This is a genomic window from Luteibacter sp. (genome assembly GCF_035539195.1).
In the GTDB taxonomy this organism is placed as follows: domain Bacteria; phylum Pseudomonadota; class Gammaproteobacteria; order Xanthomonadales; family Rhodanobacteraceae; genus Luteibacter.
Genome location: NZ_DATLIW010000009.1, coordinates 32306 through 53471, shown reverse-complemented (window position 1 = coordinate 53471; position 21166 = coordinate 32306). Strand labels below are relative to the sequence as shown.

At 65.0% G+C, this 21166-nt stretch carries 20 protein-coding genes; 7 read left to right on the top strand and 13 right to left on the bottom strand.

Features of this window, described 5'->3' with window-relative positions:
• Positions 1–40: 40 nt before the first annotated feature.
• The 3 genes from dusA to VM621_RS02480 all read right to left on the bottom strand — a co-directional run bounded on the left by dusA (position 41) and on the right by VM621_RS02480 (position 2110).
• Positions 41–1021: a tRNA dihydrouridine(20/20a) synthase DusA gene (gene dusA, locus VM621_RS02490; protein ID WP_325467412.1), complete on the bottom strand. Its 981-nt coding sequence runs from the start codon at positions 1019–1021 to the stop codon at positions 41–43.
• A gap of 418 nt (positions 1022–1439) precedes the next feature.
• Positions 1440–1706 carry an Imm32 family immunity protein gene (locus tag VM621_RS02485; RefSeq protein ID WP_325467411.1) on the bottom strand — a complete coding sequence of 89 codons (267 nt, stop codon included), beginning with the start codon at positions 1704–1706 and terminating at the stop codon, positions 1440–1442.
• 176 nt (positions 1707–1882) lie between these two features.
• Entirely contained in the window at positions 1883–2110 is a 228-nt protein-coding gene (locus tag VM621_RS02480) for a hypothetical protein (RefSeq protein WP_325467410.1), read from the bottom strand.
• A gap of 149 nt (positions 2111–2259) precedes the next feature.
• On the opposite strand from VM621_RS02480, the gene VM621_RS02475 reads away from it, so the two are divergent.
• A complete protein-coding gene (locus VM621_RS02475) occupies positions 2260–2604 on the top strand; it encodes a metalloregulator ArsR/SmtB family transcription factor (protein WP_325467409.1) in 345 nt (114 codons plus the stop codon).
• Positions 2582–3103 carry an SRPBCC domain-containing protein gene (locus tag VM621_RS02470; protein ID WP_325467408.1) on the top strand — a complete coding sequence of 174 codons (522 nt, stop codon included), beginning with the start codon at positions 2582–2584 and terminating at the stop codon, positions 3101–3103. The genes VM621_RS02475 and VM621_RS02470 overlap by 23 nt, the downstream gene beginning before the upstream one ends.
• Positions 3104–3176: 73 nt before the next feature.
• Here VM621_RS02470 and VM621_RS02465 read toward each other — a convergent pair whose 3' ends face one another.
• Positions 3177–3617, bottom strand: coding sequence for a DUF1801 domain-containing protein (locus tag VM621_RS02465; RefSeq protein ID WP_414674477.1), 441 nt, complete (start codon positions 3615–3617; stop codon positions 3177–3179).
• A 128-nt stretch (positions 3618–3745) separates the two neighbouring features.
• Here VM621_RS02465 and VM621_RS02460 point away from each other — a divergent pair, with 128 nt between their 5' ends.
• Positions 3746–4252, top strand: coding sequence for a GNAT family N-acetyltransferase (locus VM621_RS02460; protein WP_325467407.1), 507 nt, complete (start codon positions 3746–3748; stop codon positions 4250–4252).
• A 125-nt stretch (positions 4253–4377) separates the two neighbouring features.
• Here the strand turns inward: VM621_RS02460 and VM621_RS02455 are convergent, their stop codons facing one another.
• Genes VM621_RS02455 through VM621_RS02445 form a run of 3 tightly spaced genes read right to left on the bottom strand, consistent with a single transcriptional unit; the run spans position 4378 to position 6274 of the window.
• The gene (locus VM621_RS02455; RefSeq protein ID WP_325467406.1) at positions 4378–4725 is read right to left on the bottom strand and encodes a J domain-containing protein; all 348 of its coding nucleotides are present in this window, start codon (positions 4723–4725) and stop codon (positions 4378–4380) included.
• The gene (locus VM621_RS02450; RefSeq protein WP_325467405.1) at positions 4722–5432 is read right to left on the bottom strand and encodes a hypothetical protein; all 711 of its coding nucleotides are present in this window, start codon (positions 5430–5432) and stop codon (positions 4722–4724) included. The genes VM621_RS02455 and VM621_RS02450 overlap by 4 nt, the downstream gene beginning before the upstream one ends.
• 5 nt (positions 5433–5437) lie before the next feature.
• Positions 5438–6274, bottom strand: a complete 837-nt coding sequence (locus VM621_RS02445) for a DUF2167 domain-containing protein (RefSeq protein ID WP_325467404.1) — start codon at positions 6272–6274, stop codon at positions 5438–5440.
• 189 nt (positions 6275–6463) lie between these two features.
• Between VM621_RS02445 and VM621_RS02440 the strand changes: the two genes are divergently transcribed.
• Together VM621_RS02440 and VM621_RS02435 are read left to right on the top strand one after the other, a co-directional pair.
• Positions 6464–7270, top strand: a complete 807-nt coding sequence (locus tag VM621_RS02440) for a plasmid replication/partition related protein (protein WP_325467403.1) — start codon at positions 6464–6466, stop codon at positions 7268–7270.
• A gap of 103 nt (positions 7271–7373) precedes the next feature.
• Positions 7374–7871, top strand: a complete 498-nt coding sequence (locus tag VM621_RS02435) for a hypothetical protein (RefSeq protein ID WP_325467402.1) — start codon at positions 7374–7376, stop codon at positions 7869–7871.
• A 2-nt stretch (positions 7872–7873) separates the two neighbouring features.
• Here the strand turns inward: VM621_RS02435 and VM621_RS02430 are convergent, their stop codons facing one another.
• Both VM621_RS02430 and VM621_RS02425 read right to left on the bottom strand, forming a co-directional pair.
• Complete coding sequence (locus VM621_RS02430; protein ID WP_325467401.1) at positions 7874–8716, bottom strand: hypothetical protein; 843 nt, start codon at positions 8714–8716, stop codon at positions 7874–7876.
• Positions 8709–9599, bottom strand: a complete 891-nt coding sequence (locus VM621_RS02425; RefSeq protein ID WP_325467400.1) for a LysR family transcriptional regulator — start codon at positions 9597–9599, stop codon at positions 8709–8711. Before VM621_RS02425 ends, VM621_RS02430 begins: the two co-directional genes overlap by 8 nt.
• A gap of 97 nt (positions 9600–9696) precedes the next feature.
• On the opposite strand from VM621_RS02425, the gene VM621_RS02420 reads away from it, so the two are divergent.
• Positions 9697–10470 (top strand): glucose 1-dehydrogenase, encoded by a 774-nt coding sequence (locus VM621_RS02420; protein WP_325467399.1) that lies wholly within the window; start codon positions 9697–9699, stop codon positions 10468–10470.
• 16 nt (positions 10471–10486) lie between these two features.
• Here VM621_RS02420 and VM621_RS02415 read toward each other — a convergent pair whose 3' ends face one another.
• The 4 genes from VM621_RS02415 to xth form a co-directional block, all read right to left on the bottom strand.
• Positions 10487–13525 (bottom strand): sensor histidine kinase, encoded by a 3039-nt coding sequence (locus VM621_RS02415; RefSeq protein WP_325467398.1) that lies wholly within the window; start codon positions 13523–13525, stop codon positions 10487–10489.
• Between the two features lie 40 nt (positions 13526–13565).
• On the bottom strand, positions 13566–14423 hold the full coding sequence (locus VM621_RS02410) for an alpha/beta hydrolase (protein ID WP_325467397.1): 858 nt from the start codon (positions 14421–14423) through the stop codon (positions 13566–13568).
• The gene (locus tag VM621_RS02405) at positions 14420–16594 is read right to left on the bottom strand and encodes a hybrid sensor histidine kinase/response regulator (protein WP_325467396.1); all 2175 of its coding nucleotides are present in this window, start codon (positions 16592–16594) and stop codon (positions 14420–14422) included. The genes VM621_RS02410 and VM621_RS02405 overlap by 4 nt, the downstream gene beginning before the upstream one ends.
• 130 nt (positions 16595–16724) lie before the next feature.
• On the bottom strand, positions 16725–17513 hold the full coding sequence (gene xth, locus VM621_RS02400; RefSeq protein ID WP_414674476.1) for an exodeoxyribonuclease III: 789 nt from the start codon (positions 17511–17513) through the stop codon (positions 16725–16727).
• 464 nt (positions 17514–17977) lie between these two features.
• Between xth and VM621_RS02395 the strand changes: the two genes are divergently transcribed.
• Entirely contained in the window at positions 17978–21010 is a 3033-nt protein-coding gene (locus VM621_RS02395) for a TonB-dependent receptor (protein ID WP_325467395.1), read from the top strand.
• Positions 21011–21166 lie beyond the last annotated feature (156 nt).

Here is a 21166-nt window from a genome sequence, read left to right as displayed (position 1 = left end):
CGATCATGCCGAGCCCCGACCAGCCCGAAGCTGAACGGAATCAGGCTGCCTGGCGAAGCGGCGCCATGGCGGCCTCGATCAGGCCCCAATCCGCACCCGGCAGATGGGCGCCCTCGCTCAGCTGGCGACGGAAACCCCGGGCTCCCGGCTCGCCCTGGTACAGGCCCAGGATATGCCGGGTGATGTGCTTGAGCTGGGTGCCGCGAGCCAGTTCGGCCTCGATATAGATACGCATGCGATCCAGCACGTCGCTCCGCTCGGGGAGCGGGGTGCCGTAGAGATCGGCTTCCAGCTTCGCCAGGACGAAGGGGTCGTGATAGGCGGCCCGGCCGATCATCACGCCGTCCACCTGCCCCAGATGCTCCCGGACCGCCTCCACCGTGGTGATGCCACCGTTGATGACGACGGTCAGCTCGGGAAATTCGCGCTTCAGGCGATAGACGCGCTCGTAGTCCAGCGGCGGGATCTCGCGATTCTCTTTGGGACTGAGACCTTCCAGCCAGGCCTTGCGAGCGTGGACGACGAGGATGTCCACGCCGGCTTCGATCATGCGCGTGGTGAAACGCTGGAGGTCGGCGTATTCGTCCTGGTCGTCCACGCCGATGCGGCACTTCACCGTCACCGGCACGTCCACGACATCGGCCATGGCTCGGACACAGTCGCCGACCAGGTCCGGCTCGCGCATCAGGCAGGCGCCGAACTTGCCCGACTGCACCCGATCGGATGGGCAGCCGACATTGAGGTTGATCTCGTCATAACCCGCCTGGGCCCCCATCACCGCGGCCTTGGCCAGTTCGACGGGATCGCTGCCGCCAAGCTGCAGGGCGACCGGGTGCTCCTCGTGGCTGTGCTCGAGCAGGCGAACCTGCTTGCCGCGCACGAGGGCGGCACTCGTCACCATCTCGGTGTAGAGCCGCGCGTGGGGCGAGAGCAGGCGATGAAAGTACCGGCAATGACGATCCGTCCAATCCATCATGGGGGCAATCGATAGCTGGAAGTCGTTTCGATTGATAGCGTGCATGGCAGATATTCTACATGCGTGCCTCGGAACGCGAAGCGTTGCTGGTGGTTGCGGGGATCGCCCACCGCGGGCTTTTCAGGCTCCGTTGTCCGGTGAACGAGTCCGCTCTCGGTGCTGAACAATCGACAGATACAACGCCGTCGCGCCCAAGCTGATGCCAATTCCAACACTGACCCAGAACAGCCAAAGGAAGAAAACCGGCCTTTGGCATCGAACAAACTTGGCGTCAAACGAAAATATCCCCTCACAAGGGACGTATGCCAGTGAGAAGCCGCTCACCGCATACATCCAAGAGGTGGCCGCGATAACAGCAACGACTCCCATCGCAACGAACAGCCATTTCCTAAACCGCCGACCCTTCCTCATGGATCATTCCCACCGTTGGCAGTCTTTGCTAGGACCCATTGACGACTATTGGCTACAGCGCAGGCGACTTCAAAGCCTGCTGGGCAGTAGGATTGAAAACCACAAAATGAGGTGATTCCTCGAACCCTGGCTGCTTGTCTGCAAGATGCTCGTGCTCATAGACGGCCCCCATCTGCTCCATCTGCTCCGCCGCCGCTGTCAAGAAAGCCACGATCTTCCGTAGTTCGGAAGGAGTCGCCACGAGAGTTATCTCCGCCAGCTCATTTGGCCGAATTTCTTCGATGGCTAGCCCTTCGTCGCTGTATCCGTAAATCTTCAAGTTCATCTCCACGCGGGTGCAATACGTAGTTGGTGTCTCGCATGTTGGTTTTTACAACTTGATTTCTGATCATCGGCCCCCTGCAATGACGACGGGTGCGACGCACATCAAGCCGACTATTCGACCAGCACGCGTTGCGGCGGAATCAGTGTCGTGGCCGCAACAACGCCCACTTGTCATTTATAAGCTCGATGAACGAGCACCAGTTCCTCATCGTCTTGCTGGTAGTGCACAAGCCCGCCGAAGTCAGTGTCGATCATCGCCCCGCTTCCGAGATACTCCCAGTCCTCGCCTCCGGGTAGATAACTCCTGTCATCGATGGCAGCGATCACAATTCCCCGATACCGGCCGTCGATTCGCACTATGTCACCCGCCAACACCAACCTTCCATCCACGTACTTCATCGCGTACTCCGAACTGGCACCCCACCCTCGGCAAATATCGGCTTTGATGAGCACTCGTTGAAAGCTCACCTCCGACCTGGATCCGACGACCCATCCGACTCCGGCCCCGGCCCTTGCGCACCTATGTTACCGAATATATAGTTATCCATATGGCTAACAATTCAGCGGCATTGGATTCGGTTTTTCAGGCGCTCGCCGACCCGACGCGCAGGGCGGTCGTTCAACGGCTCGGTAGGGGGCCCGCAACGGTAGGCGAGCTGGCCCAACCGTTCGCTATGGCCTTACCGTCTTTCATGAAGCACCTGGGAATTCTTGAAAGGACCGGATTGATCCGCTCAAGAAAACATGGTCGTACACGGACATGCACGCTCGAACAGAAGAGCTTGGCAGCTGCGGAGCGCTGGTTCGCGGACCAGCGCTCCATGTGGGCGAGCAGATACCAGAACCTCGATAGCCTCTTGGAATCACTCAATGGAGAAGAACGTGAAAGCTGAGCTTCATTTCGATTTTTCCGTCGATAAAGCAAAGAACAGCATCGTCGTAAAAAGGGAATTTGCCGCGGACCGCCAGTTGGTATGGGACTGCCATACGAAGCGCGAACTGCTTGATCGATGGTTCGCTCCCAAGCCACTCACGACCCAGACCAGGCACATGGATTTCAGGGTCGGTGGTTATTGGCACTACGCAATGATCACCCCCGATGGCCAGACTTTCTGGAATCGCCTGGACTATCAGGACATCAATCCGATCGACAACTATGCTGCCCTGGACGGTTTCTGTGATGAAGCCGGGGATGTGAATCCCGACATGCCGAGGTCACGCTGGGAGGTCGCTTTCACTGACGCCAACAAGCGAACCCTTGTCACCACGGTTGTGCAGTACAACTCAGCCGATGACGTGCAAAAAGCTATCGACATGGGGCTTAAGGACGGCCTGGCTTCCACCCTCGAACGGCTCGACGAGCTATTGCTGGAGCTGGACGTAGCCATATAGCTTGTTCCGTGCCGTCGAGTCCATCGTGGGCGCGACGGCAAGGCGGAAGACCGTATTCCAGCGGCTGGCTTGCTTAGCCTTTGCGCTTAGGCAGGCCATTCAGCGCGATCGCCTCATGAACAAGCGCCTTGAATGCCTTCGCGTCGACCTTCTCGCCCTCGCCGATATCGATGGCGCGCCTGACATTGCCATCCAGACTCGAGTTGAACAGCTTGGCAGGATCTTTCAGCGAGGCGCCTTTGGCAAAGGTCAACTTCACCTTCGCCTTGTACGACTCGCCGGTGCAGATGATGCCGCCGTGTTCCCAGACCGGTGTGCCCATCCACTTCCAGGTTTCGACCACGTCGGGCGCCGCTTCGTGAATCAGCTTGCGCATGCGCGCGAGCGTGTCGCCACGCCAGTCGCCGAGGTCGGCGATGCGCTTGTCGATCAAGGCGGCGGCCGAATCCGTTTCACCGGGCGTGGACTTCTTCATGGTGCAAGGCACATGCGTGATGTCATCGACGTTTCCCATCCTTAAGAACCTTGGCGAGGACCGATTCTTGCCGATCCGCAGGAGGCCGGCAACCGTCGGCCGGCTCGCGCCCGAAGCGTGAACACCCTTAGACTGAGATCACTTTCAGCCGAGCGAACCCGAGCGCCATGATCGTCACCGAACGCCTGATCCTCAGCCCCACATCGGTCACCGACTTCGACGACTGCCATGCGGCGCGTACCGATCCGGAGGTGATGCACTTCATCGGCGGCCCGGCGACGTCCGAGGACACCTGGATCAAGCTGCTCAGGAACATCGGCCATTGGTCGGCCTTCGGGCACGGCCTGTTCACTGTGCGCGAGAAGCATGGCGGTCGCTTCGTCGGCGACGTGGGCCTGGCGACATTCCACCGCGACCTGGGCGAGGACTTCGATCCCTATCCGGAAGCAGCCTGGGTGCTTGCAAGGTCCGCGCACGGAAAGGGCTACGCCACCGAAGCGGTCCAGGCGGCACACGACTGGTACTTCGCGCGACGCGAACCGGGTCGCACCGTATGCATCATCGCGCCCGAGAATCAGCCTTCGGTTCGTGTCGCGGAACGGCTCGGCTACCGAGCGTTCGGCGATGCAACCTACAAAGGCAAGACGGTGACGAAGTTCGAGCGCCTTGCCTAGGCTACGTCGATGTTCCGCCCGGTTCGCCACAGCGCGCCGGTCGGGTCGACCAACACGAAGTCACGCATGCTCCAAGGCTGGTCCATCGGTGGAACCTCTGCAGTAGCAAGCTGGTATTGCCCGCACTACGCCCCACGTGAACCGGAATACTCGGCCATAGCCTCAGCGTATGCCGCATTGATTTCTTTTGCCTTCTGCTCGGCCAGCGCACGAATGTCCGGGCCGAGGTTGGCCACCTTATCCGGGTGGTACTCGCTCATCCGCGCCCGATAGGCACCGACGATTTGGTCGTGCGTCGCATCGGCGGAGACGCCGAGTACTTCGTGCCAGGGCGGCTGGCGCAGGAAAAGGTTCGGTGGTTCGGGGCGGTTACCCTCATCGGCCGGTGAGGCCGACTTGCTCATCATCGACGAAGCGAACTTGTAGCCCAGTGCCAGGCAGATGGCGATAACGATGATGTCGGCCAGGGTCATGCCAGCGCGCCCTCGATCTGTTGCAGATAAGTCATCAACTGGACGTGGCGCTCGCTGCCCGCGTCTTCGATGTCCATGTGTCGCTGCAGCTTCATGCGAATGGTATCCGTAAGGTGCGCGCGGTCTTCGGCATCGAGCAGGCGGTGGGCGATGGACACGAGGTCGAAACGGTCAGCCGCGCGCTGGCCCTGCTTGCGGACCAGATCGAGCGAGTACGGCGCGCACAGGAGGGCGTCCGAGGCGATGCCTGTCCATTCCCTTGCGCCCAAGCCGGTGACCTTGCGAAGACGCCACACGCGATACACGGCGAACACGATGCTCGCGTAGAGCACGGCCATCCAGCCCAGCAGGACCGGCGCCGAGCCCATCAGCACGAGCGGCATGGCGGCGAACACCGTGGCCAACCACATCACCGGCATGGCTACGGCGGCGACGCCGACACGCCACGCGCGCAATCCACGCAACGGCGAACGGGAAGGCACCTGCGACGAGGACCAGCGCAAGCGGATTAGCGGACGATGCGGTGCCAGCAAGGCGGGAATATAGACATGGCGACCGGCGAGCTCGAAATCCGAGCCCGCCGAGAACGACCACGATCCGTCGCCGCGTTGGAAGAAGACGACTTCGTTGTGGTAAAGCAGCAGCACGGCGTCGTAGATATACATGCCCGCGACGCCGGCAAGCAGCCACCACGATGACAGCAGCATGGTGGTTACTGCGCCTTGCGACCGAACAGGCGCTTGATCGCGCCGCCCAGCGCGGCAAACCCGATCAGGATGAACTTCCATGCGGCGGCGAGGAAGGTACCGATCACGGCAAAGAAGCCCTTCTTCGCCGCTACCGCAGCCACACCGCCGGTAATGAGTGCGGCCAGTCCGTACTCGGCGACCCGATCGCCGCTGCGGAAATCCGTATAGGCCTGGCCGGGAGCGAATGCAAAGCCGCCCATGGTGCCCTTGAACTGACTGACGGCGGTTGCCAGGGCGTTCGGATCGGCGACCAACACCACGTTCATCACCCCGCTACGGCCGAGGATGCGTGCGTTGTAGTTCACCACCTCGGTCTGCGACTTGTCGTTGCGCGCGATGAACGACCAGGCAAGCGACTTGAATTCGTTGTCGTACTGCGGAGGATTCTTCCAGCCGATGAGGGTGAGCGTGTCCCAGCCGCGCGAGCGACGTTCCTTGTTGCTCTCCTCGGTGCCTTCGCGGACATTCTTCAGGATGTCGTCGGCATCGAGCTTCTCGTCGTCTTTCACATAGCCCACGTCGTCGTAGTCGAAGAAGGCCGTCCACGCCATGTCGTCGGGCGCGAGCGTATAGGTATCGCTCTGATCCGGCGGATTCTCCATCAGCACGTTGAGCTGCTTGGTGCCTTCCGGATCGAGGAAGGCATACCCCTTCGGCACTTCCAGGGTCGCCCAGGAACCGACCTGCACCTTGGTCGGTCCGAACTTCCAGGGCAGCTCCGACACCGGCGATGCCTGTGCGACGAGCGCCACCCACGACAGCGCCAGCGCGACTGCCAACTTCCTTGCAAATCCCGTCATGTGTTTCTCCCAACCATGCGCCGAGCGCAAGCGCGATCGGACACGCGCCGTGGCGCGGATCCGGTGTCCTTTCATGGGTCGTGGAAGCCCCTGCCACGACGTATGTGAGTTTGCAACAAAAGGCGTCCGGAGGGAATGGAGAAGGGGTTCCGGTAGAATGGCCGGTTGTGGTTTACAGGGCAGCCTCTCATGCACATCGTCGTCAACGAAGAACTCAAGGCCTACATCGACCCGCTGACGCCCGACGAGTACGAGTCGCTGGAGCGCAGCCTCCTCTCCGAAGGCTGCCGCGACGCGCTGGTGCTGTGGGGCGACACGTTGGTGGACGGTCACAACCGCTACGGCATCTGCCGCAAGCACGACATTCCATTCCAGACCGTGCAGAACGAGCGCTTCCGCTCGATCGACGACGTGCACCTGTGGATGATCGAGCAGCATCTGGGCCGGCGCAGCGTGTCGGACTTCCAACGCGGCGTCCTGGCCCTGCGCAAGCGCGAGATCCTCGCCGAGCGCCGCGCGCAGATGGCCGAAGCGGACGTGCCCTTCGACACCACCGATGCCCAGCCGGCGGCGCCGAAACCACCGAAGGCCGCGCCGGTCGACAGCCGCAAGGACATCGCCCGGGAAGCACGGATCAGCAGCAACCAGGTCGGCATGATCGAGAAGATCCGCAAGGAGGCCGCTCCCGAGGTGGTCGCCGCGGTGAAGTCCGGCGCCCTCTCCATCAGTGCCGCCGCCGCGGTGGCCAGCCTGCCCGAGGACGAGCAGCGGGCAGCCGCCACCGCGGGCGACGACGAACTGAAACAGGCCGCCAAGCGGGTGCGCGAGTCCAAGCGCAAGCCCCGCGAAAAGCCCACCGACGAAGTCAAGGCGCTTAGGGAACAGGTGGCCGACCTCGAAGCCGAGAACCGCAACCTCCGTCGCGAGATCGACACCCTGCGCGCCCGCCTGGGTGAAACCGTGCCCGAGGACGCCGACGCGGCACTCACGGAGTAAGGTAGGTTACGCCGGCCGGGAACTCCGACCGGCACGCGGCTATCAAAGGCCGGTACACCGGACGCGCTCTCGAGCGTTCGAGAGTCTGTCCCCGGAGCTTCCCATGAAAGCCAAGATCGCCCTCGCCGCCCTCGCCCTCACTGCCACGACCGCGTGGGCGCAGGACGCCAGCAAGCCGTTGAACCTGCGGTTACCCGCCGACTACGTCCCTGCGCCGGCCAGCAGCACCGCCACGCCCGCCGTGGCCGGCAGCGTCGCCGGCACCGCGCCGAAGAACGGTGGCGGCAACGTGGCGGTCACCCCGTCCCGCCCGAAAGACCCCCCGGGCGCCTACTACGGCGACACCAGCGGCCGCATGGCCAACACCGAGACCGACAGCGGCGTGCCGCGCTGCGACGATGCCACCTATAACAAGCCCCAGGTGCACGGCAGCCTCACCACCGGCGTCGTCAGTGCCAGCCATGGCGGTAGCGGAAGCTACCAGGGCGGTGTGGTCAGCCTCAGCCAGGCCTTCGGCGACTGCGAGCACCCCACCGGCGGCGTCAGCATTTCCGTCGGTGGCATGAACAACAACTTCGGCGGCGGTCGCGGGCGCTGGTAAACCTAGCTCGAGGAACGAAACACGACGATGCGATCCGTCGCCGCGGGGTCGGGATCGTCGCTGCGTAGCCAGGGCATTCGCGCGAAGGTGCGTGCACAAGGCCCCAGCACGACCACCCGCACCGACCGCGACGCGGCCTCCGCCTCGATCCGCAACAGGACATCCCGGAGCACCGTGCCGAGGAACGGCGTGAAAAGGTAGAACACGTCGACGCCAGCCAGATCGACCTGGCGCGCGTCACCCGTCGCGAAGCTCACGCCCGACAAGCCCAGCGCCAGCGCCGCCCGCGTCGCACTGTCGACATACGACGGCTGGCGCTCCACGCCGCGCGTGCCCGCGCCGGTGAGGACGTGTACCAGCATCGACACGTGGCCCAGGCCCGAACCCAGGTCCATGACGACGTCGCCGGCGGAAATCGCGGCGCGACGGACACCGTCCACGATGTGCCTTGCCGGGCTGGGTTGGTAGAACACCATCTCCGGCGGCGGCGCGGTCTCGTCGATCGCCGGCGCGTCGATGGCCAGTACGCCCGCGAGCAGGGCGTCCAGTGCGTCGTAATGCTGGCCCGGCGACGCCTCGAGACCGATCCACGGCGATAGCGCCTGCGCGCCCTCGCCCCGGCGGATACGCTCGCGCAGATGGTCGAAAAGGCTGCGGTCGACCGCTTCCATGGCCTCGATAAGGCGCTCGGCGGTGTCCCTGGCCTCACTCGTACTCGCGCCCACGAGGTAAAGGTCGAGCCGGTCCATCGCATCGGCACGCCGGGCGAACGCCATCGGCTCGCGCCAACCCTCGTCGGCCTCCAGGTCGGCGACCAGCGAAGCCAACGTCGTGAGTTCAGCCATGCCGGCCCAGCCCCTGCGCGAGGTACTCGATGAAGGCGCGCGCGGCGGCGGTCGCGGCACGGCCGCCGGGAAAGACCGCGTAGAGCGGCGAGGATGCGAGCGTCCACTCGCGAAGCACCGGAACCAGCTGGCCGGCCTCGAGTTCGTTGCGGCAGCCCCAATAGCCCGTCGAGACGATCCCGAGCCCGGCGACCGCGGCGGCCACCGCGCCTTCGTTCGAGGTCACGGTCAGCTGGCTTTCCACCGCGATCGAAACGGTGCGGCCGTCCCGTTCGAACGACCAGGCCCCCGCCGTTATGCCCGGTGGACCCAAAACGATACGGTGCGATGCCAGATCGTCGGGGTGCGCGAGCCTGGCTGCCTGCGCGAGGTACGACGGCGCGGCGACCGCGAGGCGCGGATTGGCCCCGACCAACTTGGCTACGGCGGTCGAGTCGGGCATGACACCGAAGCGGAGCGCGACATCGATGCCTTCGCGCAGAAGGTCCTGGCGCTGGTCCTCCACGCGCAATTCGATGCGAAGCGCGGGGTGGGCCCGGATGAAATCCGGCAACCGCGGCACGACCTCGCGGGACGCCAGGCTGGTGGGTAGCGCGACACGGAGCAGCCCACGCAAGGCGCCCGTGCCGCGAGCCGCCTCGTCGGCTTCGTCCAGGGCGGCAAGCAGCGACTCGATACGAGCGAGGTAATCGTTGCCCGCATCGGTCAGCACCACGGCTCGCGTGGAACGCGTGAACAACGCGACGCCCACGTCCGCTTCGAGCGCAGCGATCGCGCGCGAGGCCGATGGCTGCGATAAACCGAGCTCACGCCCCGCACGGGAAAAGCTTCCCGTGCGGGCTACCCGAACAAACAGCCGTAGCGCGGAGAGCCGGTCACTCATGTCGGGCACGTATAAGAATAAGTCGTTTGGACATACTACACGCCGCGGAGCGCATGAATCAGAGTAGCGACATTCCTCGCCTAGCAGAGATGCTCCCATGAATGCTCAGCTCAAAACCCCTCCCCTGCCGCGCCTCGCCGGCAAAGTCGCCCTCGTGACCGGCGCCTCGAAAGGCATTGGCGCCGCGATCGCCCGCGAGCTCGCCGCACAGGGGGCTTCGGTCGCCGTCAACTACGCGTCGAGCAAGGTCGATGGCGAACGCGTCGTCGCCCAGATCAAGGCCGCCGGCGGCGAAGCGGTAGCCATCGGCGCCAGCGTCGCCACCGAAGAAGGCATCGCGGCACTGTTCGACGGGGTGCGCGCCGCCTACGGCCGTCTCGACATCCTGGTCAACAACGCCGGCGTCTACACCTTCGGACCGCTCGAAGGCGTGACCCGCAACGACATCGCGACGATGTTCGATGTCAACGTCGGCGGATTGATCATGGCCAGCCAGGCGGCCCTGAAGCTGTTTCCGGCCGATGGCGGCAACATCGTCAATATCGGATCGGTGGTCGGCGAGATGGCCCAACCCAACTCGGTGGTCTATGCGGCGACCAAAGGCGCGTTGAACACCATCACACGCGTGCTCGCGAAGGAGCTTGGCGCAAGGAACATTCGTGTCAACGCGGTGAACCCCGGCGCGACGGCTACGGAGGGCTTCAACAGCATGGAAGGCAGCGCGGACTTCGAAAAGATGGTGATCGGAACGACGCCGCTCGGACGCCTGGGGCAACCGGACGACGTCGCTACCGTCGTCGCGTTCCTCGCCTCGGACGATGCAAAGTGGGTTTCCGGATCCCTTGTCGACGCCGCCGGCGGCTGGCGCTGAGCCAACGACGGGAGCGCTAGCCGCGCTCCCGCCATCCACGCCGCCACCAACGGGCACGTGAAGGAAACACCCGGTTCATCGGTGTCCGCACGATGACCTCGGTGCCGCCATCGGCACGTGAGGCGAACGCCGCGCTGCCGCCGATGGTCCGTGCGCGCTCCTGTATGCCACGCAGACCCCAATGACCGGCACGGCCGCCACTGCGAAGCACGGCGTCGTCGATGCCGCGACCGTCGTCGCGGACGCGCATGACCAGCTCGCCCGCGTCGGCGGTGATCGTCACCTCGATGCGCGATGCCTCCGCGTGGGCGATCGCGTTGTGCACCGCCTCCCGTGCAATGCCGTAAAGCTCGTCCCGGGCCAGAATATCCATGTCGCGCATGTCGATGTCCGTCTCGACCAGCACGGGCACCGTGTGGTCCATCGCATAAGCGCGAGAGAGATCGGCCAGCGCGACATCCAGTGCAGCGGTTTCGCCGGCATGCCCACGAAGATCGCGCACGCGATCGCGCGCTTCGACCAGCGCCTCCTCCGCGCGATCGAGCGCACCTTCCATGGCGATACGCAGCGGCTGGTCGGCGGGCACGCGATTGGCGATCGCCTGGAAGCGCATGGTCAGTCCCTGGATGCTCTGCAGCAAGGTGTCATGCAATTCACGAGCGATACGCTCGCGCTCGGCATGCCGCTCGTGCAGGCGCGCGCGCAGCTGCGCTTCCATGCGGCGCATGCGCAGGTAGAAAGCGAGCCACAACGCGGCAAAGGCCACGACCATGCAGATGACGACGAACCAGGGCGTCTGGAAGAACGTGGGCGCGACGACGATCGCGATCGAGGTACCGTTCTCGTTCCACACATCGTCTTCGTTCGCCGCGGTGACCCGGAAGACATAGCTGCCTGGCGGCGGATCGGTGTACACCGCTTCGCGCTCCGTGCCCGCGTCGCGCCAGCGCGTGTCGATACCTTCCATGCGGTAACGGAAACGCACGCGCTCGGGCATGGACAGACTGGTGGCGGTGTAACCGATACGCAGGCGCTCGGTATGCGCGGGCAGGTTCACGGTGGCCGTCACCGGCCAGCTTCCGGCGTCGGTCGTGATGGAACGGATCGACACGGGCGGCGGCAGGGGATTGCGCGGCACATCGGCCGGGTCGATCGAGACGACGCCACTGGTCGTCGCAAACCACAGACGGCCGTCGTCGGCGACGAGCGCCGTCGGCAACGGGCGGAACTGAGCCGGCGTCCCCGGCAGACCGTCGAGCGAATCGAACAGCTTCACCGGCGGACGGTACGAGGGATCCTGCAGGGCGCGCGCCATGTGGGCACCGTCGATACGCGCCACACCCTGCGCGGTGTTCGCCCAGAAGTCGCCGCGTGCGTCGCGCACCAGGCCGGAGACGCCACGCAAGGGTTCGCCCAGCGTGGCCAGCATGCGTGCGTGCTCGCCGACGACCACGCCGATACCGAGTTCGCCGCCCAACCAGACGGCGCCGCGATCTTCCAGCAGCGCCGTGACGTTACCGACCGCGAGGCCGCTCGCCGGTCCGAGCACGGTGTCTTTCCCGCGGTCGCGAATGACGATGGTGTTGCGTGCGAACCCCATCCACAAACGCCCGCGCATGTCGTTCATGAGGATGAGCGGAGCCGGATCGTTGGCGATCGCCCGCATGGCGTCGTAGACCCAGGCCCCTGCGGTGTAGTGGTAGATGCCGGGCCGATTGATCGACAACCATGCGCCGCCCTTGCCGTCGCCCACGATGGCCTGCACGCCGGTGTAGTCCTCGGCGGGCAGCGGCGCGAAGCGCTCCGGCTTGCCATCGTGCAAACGCCAGACCCCGTGCGGGCCGCCCAGCCATGTGCCTTCGCGATCGCGCGACGCCGCCGTGATCGCTTCGGGAAAATCGCCCGGCTCGACCTGGGTGGCATCGGCATGCGTCAACGGACGATTCTTCGTCCCCACCCACACCCCATGACCTTGCGCGGCGACCAGCGCGAAGTCGGTGGCACCGGGCGAAAGCGGTGCGGGCAATAGACGACTGATGCGGAAGCGATCGAGTCCGCGGCTGCCGCCAACCCAAATGTTGCCTTCCCGATCCTGGATCACCGCACTGAGATAGTCGGAGCTCAGACCGTCGCGCTCGACGAACTGCTGCGCCGCCGTGCCGCTCGCCTCGATCCGCTGGCGCGGAAGGTCGCGCACGCGCGGTACGCGGCGGATACCGTCGCCAAGCGTGGGCATCCACAGAGCTCCGTCGCGATCGAAGAGCAAGCCGGCGGATGAAAGGTTGAGGCTGGGCCCGCGGTCTTCGGCAGGCGCGTCCCCGGCCCAGGCAGGCCGCACGCCCCCATCGGCTTCGGCCACCCAGATCGTACCGTCGGGCGCCTCGGCGATCCGGTTCACCCGACCGACCGCGCGCGTGGCCAGCTCGAATCGCTTGCCACCCGGAGGAAGCCAGGCCAGGGCCTGGTCGGTGGCCACCCAGAGGCGCCCTTCACGATCGACCGACAGGTTGCGCGCGCGATTGCCCGGCAAGCCCATCGATGCACCGACCAATGACCAACGCTGTCCGTCGAGTCGCGCCAGGCCATTGAACGTCGCCGCCCAGATGTGCCCGTCGGGTGTGCCACCGATGGCGTAGATGGTGGCGGTGGGTAAACCCGACGAGGCCGCGTAGTGGGTAGCGCGATCGCCCGTGACGAAGCTGGCGACGCCATAACGAAACCCCACCCACAGGCCACCGGATGGCGGCGCGTAAAGGGACGCCACGCTGGAGGCAAGGAAGTCGCCGCCCTCGCGCGGGCGGAACCGTTCGAACCGCACGCCGTCGAAACGGTAGAGACCGGTCTGGGTGCCGAGCCAGAGGTAGCCGTCGCTGGTCTGCGCCAGTGCGGTGACCTGGCCGGGCGCGCCTTCGCGAACCGTCCACGCCGTGTGATAGAACTGATCGATGGCACGATCGCGACTGTCGGCGGCGCGGACAACGGGCACGACGACGAGCCAGCCCACGACCAGCACGACCCATGTGACTATCGCGCAAGCAAGGCGCACCCCGTTCATCCCACCACCCGTCCAGGGTCCACGATAACGCGCGCGGGCTTCAGCGCGTAAGGCCGACGTTGCGCAGGAAGGCGAGCGAATCGGCGAGGACGCGCGCGGCGGCCGGCGAGCGTTCCGGCGACGCCAGAACATGGGCGGCATGATCGTAGGCCACCAGCCGACGGCCCGACGCGGGCGTGCCCAGCCAGCCGAACGCATGGCGCATGGCGCCGACCGAGGCAAGGGTGTCGTGGTCGCCATCGCCGCCATCCCACATCCCGAAGAAGACCGGACAGGCGACACGTTCGAGGACCTCGGGTCGCATGCGCTCGATGAACAGGCGGGCGATGGCTCGGTAAGCGTCGGTATGGACCATGGCGGACCAGTAACGGCGCTGGAAGTCGGTGCGCTCGCCCGGCACCGCGACGGCGCCCTGCAGCATCACCGCGGCACGTAGTTGCGCGGGATCGTACACGCGAATACCCGGCGACCAGGCGACGACGCCGGCAACAGCCTCCGGCCGGCTCGCCGCCATGTCCAGCGCCAACGACGCTCCCATGGACGTGCCGACAAGAACCACGCGTTCGCCGAGCGCCAGGCCGATCCCGAGCGCCTGCTCGACGTCGGCGCGCCAGCGCTCCGGCGACGCGCCGGCCATCGCCTCGGGCGCATCGCTGCCATGGTCGCCCAGCCGATGGAGATAGAGATGGGCGCCAAGGGCATCGGCGATCTCCCGATGGGCTGGCGCACCTTCCGCCTGACTGGCGGTGAAGCCATGCAGGTAGACCACGGCGAAGGGCCGTCGCCGATGCGGCGCCTCGCCGTGAAAGACGATGCGTGCCTCGTTGTCGGGTTTGATCGCCTGCGCCGCCCGCTCCCTCTGCTCGACCTCGTGCGCAGCGCGCTCGAGTTCGCTCACGCGCCCGCGTCCGCGGACGTGCTTATGCCCTGGCGGCGTGTCTCGACAAACCGTCGTGCCGACCGCGCGAGCGCATCCAGTTCCACGATGGCGGCGCGCATGTCGCCACCGGCGTCGATCAGCACGGAGAGGTCGTCGCAGACCCTCGAGGCGCCCGGTACCCCGAGATTGCCCAACACGTTGCGCAGGGCGTGGATGCATTCGGCGGCCGTCGCGATATCGCGCGACAACACCGCGTTTCGCAGGGTATCGAGATGGTTCTCCGCCGTGCGCGAGCACAGGTCGATGAAGCTCACGTATTCCTCGGCGCTGGTCAGCGCACGCATCTCGTCCAGGGGCGTGCCGGATGTGCGGCGTTCCGGCAGCTCGTCCAGCAAGGGCTGCTGCCAGCCGCGTGCGGTCTCCTCCATGCGCCGTTCGTCGGCGATGGACTCGATCACGTCGAGAAGGCGTTGTGCGGCGATCGGCTTGGTCAGATAGGCGCGTGCACCTGCCTTGAATGCGATACGCACCGCGTCGTGGCTGGAATCCGCGCTGAGCATGACGATCGGCGGCACGCTCTCCGTGCGGCGAATCACATCGATGCGACCGAGCACGTCCCAACCGGAACTGCCGGGCATGTGCAGGTCCATGAAGATCAGGTCGAAACCGTTCGAACCCAGGCGGGCGAGTGCCTCGTCGCCATTCGCGCTGAAAATGGCCTGGTGTCCGGCACGCTCGAGAATGCGCCCGACGATCTCGCGGTTGGCCGCATTGTCGTCCACCACCAGGCAGCGCTGCGACTCCACGCGGGAACGGTGTTCGTCGAGCAGCTCGACCAGTGGCATGTCCGCCGCGCTACGTGCGCCCGCCGCGGCCCGCGGCAGCGGGAAGCGCCAGGTAAAGATGGCTCCGCCCATGGGGTTGTCGGTCACATCCAGGCCGCCCTGCATCTGCTCGGACACGTTGCGAACGATATACAGCCCCAGGCCCACGCCTTCCTGACGCCGGCTTTCCCCGGCGCTGAGCTGATGGAACGGGTCGAAAATGCGCTGCTTGTCCGCATCGGCGATACCGATGCCGGTGTCCGAGACGCTGCAGGTGATCGTCGGATCACGACCCCCCACACCCTCGTGAAGCTCCACGCGCACGCTCACCGAGCCACCGGGCGGCGTGAACTTCAACGCGTTGGATGCCAGGTTGGAGAGCACCTGCTCGATGCGCCCGGGGTCCCCGTTGAAGACACCCTCCACGGAGGCATCGCGCGCCAGGCTGAAGGCGATGCGTTTTTCCGCGGCGAAGGGGCGGCACACTGCCCCCACCGTCGCCAGCACCTCGTCGAAAGCGAACGCCTGGTGGCGCAGCGCGAAGCTTCCACCGGCGAACGAGGCGACGTCGAGCACCGCGTTGACCCGGTGCAGGAGGGCGTTGGCATTGGTCGACAGCAGGGCGACCAGGCGACGCTGGTCATCGGTCATCACCGCGGTGTCGATCAGGGACGCCGAATGGATCACCGTACTCAATGGCGTCCGCATCTCGTGGCTCATCATGGAGATGAAACGGTGCTGGGCTTCGCGCGATGCGATCGCCTCGGCGGAGACTTCGCGCAGCGCATCCATCATCCGGTACAGCGTCATCGGCAGGACGATCACCAGGGCCAGCGCATAGAGCGCATAGGCGGGACGCCCGATCCAGTAGCCGTCCGGCGCGCTGAACAGCAGGATCGCCACCGAGGCGGCCACACCGGCGGCGAAAGCGCGACGGCTGTAGCGCACGCCGACCGCGACCGACAGGAAGGGCAGCACGGCGGTCACCGTGATCACCAGCATGAAGGCCGCCTTGAGCAGCAAGGCGACCATGGCGAAATTGGCCACGCTGCCAATCACGTCGACAGGGGTACTCTGCCCTCCCTGCCGCGCGCGGATGAAGAGCATCCACAGGGCGCTGACGGCGAACAGGGCAAGTGCAACCGGGAAAGCGCGATGGGCCTCGAGCGCCATCGTCGTGGGGCCATGGAGCCAGGCCGCGGTCCAGATCACCACGAAACCCAGGACCACGGTACGCATGAGGGAGACGCGGTATTCGTGGAAGCTGGCCACGATCCGGTCGATGCGGGGATTGCGCAGCCGCTCGGCAACCTCGCTCAGCATTACCGGCTCGGGGCGATTCACGCTGCCGCCATCGATCTTCATTCCCGCCCGGTCCGCCCCTCCCCTGATAACTGCCTAGTCTAGGACCTGTGCAGGTGGTGGCAAGTGCAGCGTGCGGCCCCTGGCACCCCGTCATCGGTTACCTATTGCGCCACCGGCGATTCAAGCGGCTTCAGGGGCGGGCTCTGGCGGCCTTCAGCTGGACCCAGGTCGGCGCATGGTCGCTGGCTTTGGGCAGGTCGCGGACCCAGCGGTCGACATTGGCGTCCTTCAGGCGGCCCGCGAGGTCCTTCGACAGCAGCAGATGATCGATGCGCAGGCCCCGGTCACGCGGCCAGTGCTGGCGAAAATAGTCCCAGAACGTGTAGATCCGCTCGTCCGGGTGGATCTTGCGCAGGGCATCGGTCCACCCCTGGGCCAGAAGACGCTCGTAGGCCTCGCGGCTCTCCGGCTGGAGAAGGGCGTCGCGCCGCCAGCCCTTCGGGTCGTAGATGTCCTCGTCCGTCGGGACGACGTTGTAGTCGCCGGCCAGAACAACGGGGTGGCCGCTTTTCATCAAGGCCGCGGCATGGCGCAGGAAGCGCTCGAACCACGCCAGCTTGTAGTCGAACTTGGGCCCGGGCTGCGGATTGCCATTGGGCAGGTACAGGCATCCGACCAGAACCCCATGGGCGGCCGCCTCGAGGTAGCGGCTCTGGGTGTCCCTGGCGTCGCCGGGAAGACCGCGCCGGCTCTCCACCGGGTCGACACCCTTGGCCAGGATCGCGACCCCGTTCCATGAGGATTGCCCCGACCACAGTGCTCCGTAACCGGCGTCGTTGATCGCGTCGACCGGGAAGGCCGCGTCCGTCGACTTCAATTCCTGGAGACAGACGATGTCCGGCGCTTCGCGCTCGAGCCAGGTCAGCAGGTGGTCGAGCCGGGCGCGAATGCCGTTGACGTTGAAGGTGGCGATCTTCATCTGGGAAATGTCGGGCAGGTCGGGTCGACGCCGGGTGAGGGCTCGCTGGCATGAGATTTGCCACGATCCAAGCAAGTGGCCCGTTTGTGCTCGGCAAATACCAAACCACCGCTTCCTTCGAGTTTTTTTTGCGACCTCCGGACGGCCGCCTTCACAGAGTTCATGGCATGTCCGCCAAACCCATAAAATCGCTCAAATACCCATAGTTACATCATTTTCTGCTGCGTCGCGTCATCGCATTTGGACGGCTGGACGGCCATCCAAACGCCTGTTCGAAGCTCTGGACAACTCCAATCGCCTCCTGTAAACCGTGAGACCAGTTCGTTTGGATCGAGGCAAATGAACGTTTAAGCGATGGAGTGCGGGAGGGGGAGTCTTCGGGGCTCCATTTCACGGCGACGGCGGGGGCCTGTCGCTGCGACCCCGTGCTGCCGTCATGTCAGGGTAAATATTTCGGGGAAGGCATGAAAAACCAGTTTCTCTTTCGCAGGAGCGCACTCGCACTGGCGGTATGTACCTGCCTGGGCGGCGTTTCGAGCGTCTACGCGCAGTCCACTACCGGCAGCATCAACGGCAACGTACCGGTTGCCGGCAATGAAACCGTCCTCATCGAGAGCGCCAACGGCTTCCGCCGTGAGGTACCCGTCGACGCGCGCGGCAAGTACGCCGCCAACCAGCTCCCGCTGGGCACCTATACGGTGCGCCTGCAACGCGACGGCGCCACCGTCGACTCGCGCAAGGACGTAAGCCTGCGCGTGGGTTCCAGTACCGACGTGTCGTTCAACGCGCCGGCGGAAGCGGCGAGCACGAGCGCGGATGCCACATCGCTCAGCGGCGTGACGGTGACCGGCACCGCCATGCCCAATATCGACGTGACCGCGGTCGACTCGCGCACCATCATCACGTCCGAGCAGCTGGCCAAGCTGCCACTGGGACGCAGCGCCGAAGCCATCGCGCAGCTCGCACCCGGCGTGGTCATGAACGGCGGCAACTTCAAGAGCGATACCGGCCACCAGATCGCCAGCTTTGGCGGCGCCGCGTCGAACGAGAACGCCTACTACGTCAACGGCTTCAACACGACCGACCCGCTCAGCGCGGTCGGCGGCCTGCAGTTGCCCTACGGTGCGATCGACCAGCAGGAGGTCTATACCGGCGGTTACAGCGCACAGTACGGCCGCTCCGACGGCGGCGTAATCAGCCAGGTGGGCAAGCGCGGTACCAACGAGTGGCACTTCGGCGCCCAGGTGATCTGGCAGCCCGCGTTCGCGCGCGCCGACAATGACAACCTGTATTACACGCGTATTCCCTCGTCCGCGCCGGCCGGCGATCTCTACCAGCCGAAGGACCAGAACCGCCAGTGGATCACCACGGTCAGCGCGTATGCCGGCGGGCCGCTGATCAAGGACAAGCTGTTCTTCTTCGTCGCGGGCGAGTTCGAGAAAACCGGACAGCACAACGTCAACTCGGTGGGTACCAACCCGCCGGCTTCGACCAATACTTACAAGGCGCCCCGTTGGTACACCAAGCTCGACTGGAACATCAACGACAGCAACATCCTCGAACTGACTGGCGCCTCTGACAAGCGCGAAGGCTCGGGCACGCGCTACAACTACGACTACGCCAATCTTCAGCGCACCAACAAGATCGGCGACGTCGACAACACCAAGACCGGTGGCGACCTGTACGTCGGCAAGTTCACCAGCTACGTCACCGACAGCCTGACCATCAGTGCCATGTACGGCCAGATGCAGACGAAGAACTACGACCAGCCGACGAACTACGATCCGACCCTCGCTCGCGTCGACAGCTCCGACCAGCAGAACCCGGCCCTGAACGGCGGTACGGCGATCCACAACAACCAGGTGGCTGACCTCAGCTCGCCCGGTCGTGGCAACAAGTCGACGAACTTCCGTTTCGACGTCGCCTACACCCTCGGCGACCACACGATCTCGGCCGGTATCGACAACGTCAAGTCGCGCGCCGAAGACTTCGGCACGAACAGCCCGGGCCCCGGCTACGCCTGGACCTACGGCAAGACGGACAGCCCCAACACCCCGATCTCCGAAGCGCCGGGCATCAACTTCGTCCCCGCGCCGGCCCTGTTCCCGAACGGCGCAGGCGGCTATTACGTCAGCAAGAACGTGGTCAACAACCTGGTCAACGTTCGTTCCGACCAGCGCGCGCAGTACATCGAAGACAAGTGGCAGGTCACCGACACGGTGCTGCTGTCGCTTGGCCTGCGCAACGACCAGTTCACCGATTACAACCAGTCCGGCCAGGCCTTCATCACGCAGACCAAGCCGCAGTGGGCGCCGCGCCTGGGTGCTTCGTGGGACGTGAACGGCGACGGGTCGTTCAAGGTCTTCGGCAATGCCGGTCGTTATTACCTTGGCCTGCCACTGAACCCGGCAACGGGTGCGGCTGCCGGCTATACCGCGACACAGCAGTACTACACCTATTCCGGCATCGACGCCCTGGGCCGTCCGACGGGCCTGACCCAGATCAGCGGGCCGGTCTCGGCGAACAACTCGTACGGCATTCCGCCCGACCCGCGCACCGTGGCCGGCAAGGGCCTGAAGGCGGAGAACCAGGACGAGTACATCCTGGGCTTCGACAAGACCCTCGGCACCAACTGGGTTTACGGTGCGAAGCTGACCAAGCGCACGCTGCACGCCGCCATCGACGACTTCTGCGATATCGGACTTGTGACGGACAAGGCCGCGGCCCTCGGCTACACCGTTGGCTCGACCAACAGCTGCTACCTGATCAACGGTGGCGCAGCGAATACGTTCACCGTTCTCGATGCGAATGGCATCGCCCGGGAAGTACCGCTCAGCCGTGACGAACTTGGCTTCCCGGCCCTGAAGCGCAAGTACTACAGCCTCGAGACCTTCATCGAGCACAGCTTCGATGGCGTCTGGTACGGCAAGTTCGATTATGTGTTCTCGCGCAGCTACGGCAACACGGAAGGCCAGGCCCGTACGGATACCCGTCAGGACGGCGCCGCCGGCAGCGTCGACTGGGACAACCGCTACGTCATGGAGAACTCCAACGGTCCGCAGGGTAACGACCATACCCACGTCTTCAAGGCGTACGGCTACTGGCAGTTCGCTCCCGAATGGCAGGTCTCGGGCAATCTCCAGGCCGCTTCCGGCGCGCCGGAAGTCTGCACCGGTTACTACGGTCCGGACCACACCGATCCGGTGTCGTACGGCAGCTCGTACCGTTACTGCAACGGCGAACCTTCCCCGCCGGGAAGCCATGGCCGCCTGCCGTGGACCTTCAACCTGGACCTGGGCATCACGTACCGCCCGATGTGGGCCGACCAGAAGCTCGCCTTCTCGGCGAATGTCTTCAACGTCCTCAACGAGCAGCGCGCGATCTTCCGTTACCCGGCAAGCGAAGGCCCGGCCAATACCGTCAACACGATCTACCGCGTACCGCTCTACACGCAGGATCCGCGTTACGGCCGCCTCGCGGTCACGTACGACTTCTAAGAACGCTTAAACCCTTCCAAATCCCTGTGTAGTTCTTGCGCCCCCTTCGGACTCCGACTCCTCCCCAGTCGGTTTCCGAAGCCGGGCGCTCTTTTTTTTGAAGGGAATGTGGGAGCCGCTTCAGCGGCGAAAATCCCACGAAGCAGAGAAGCTGCC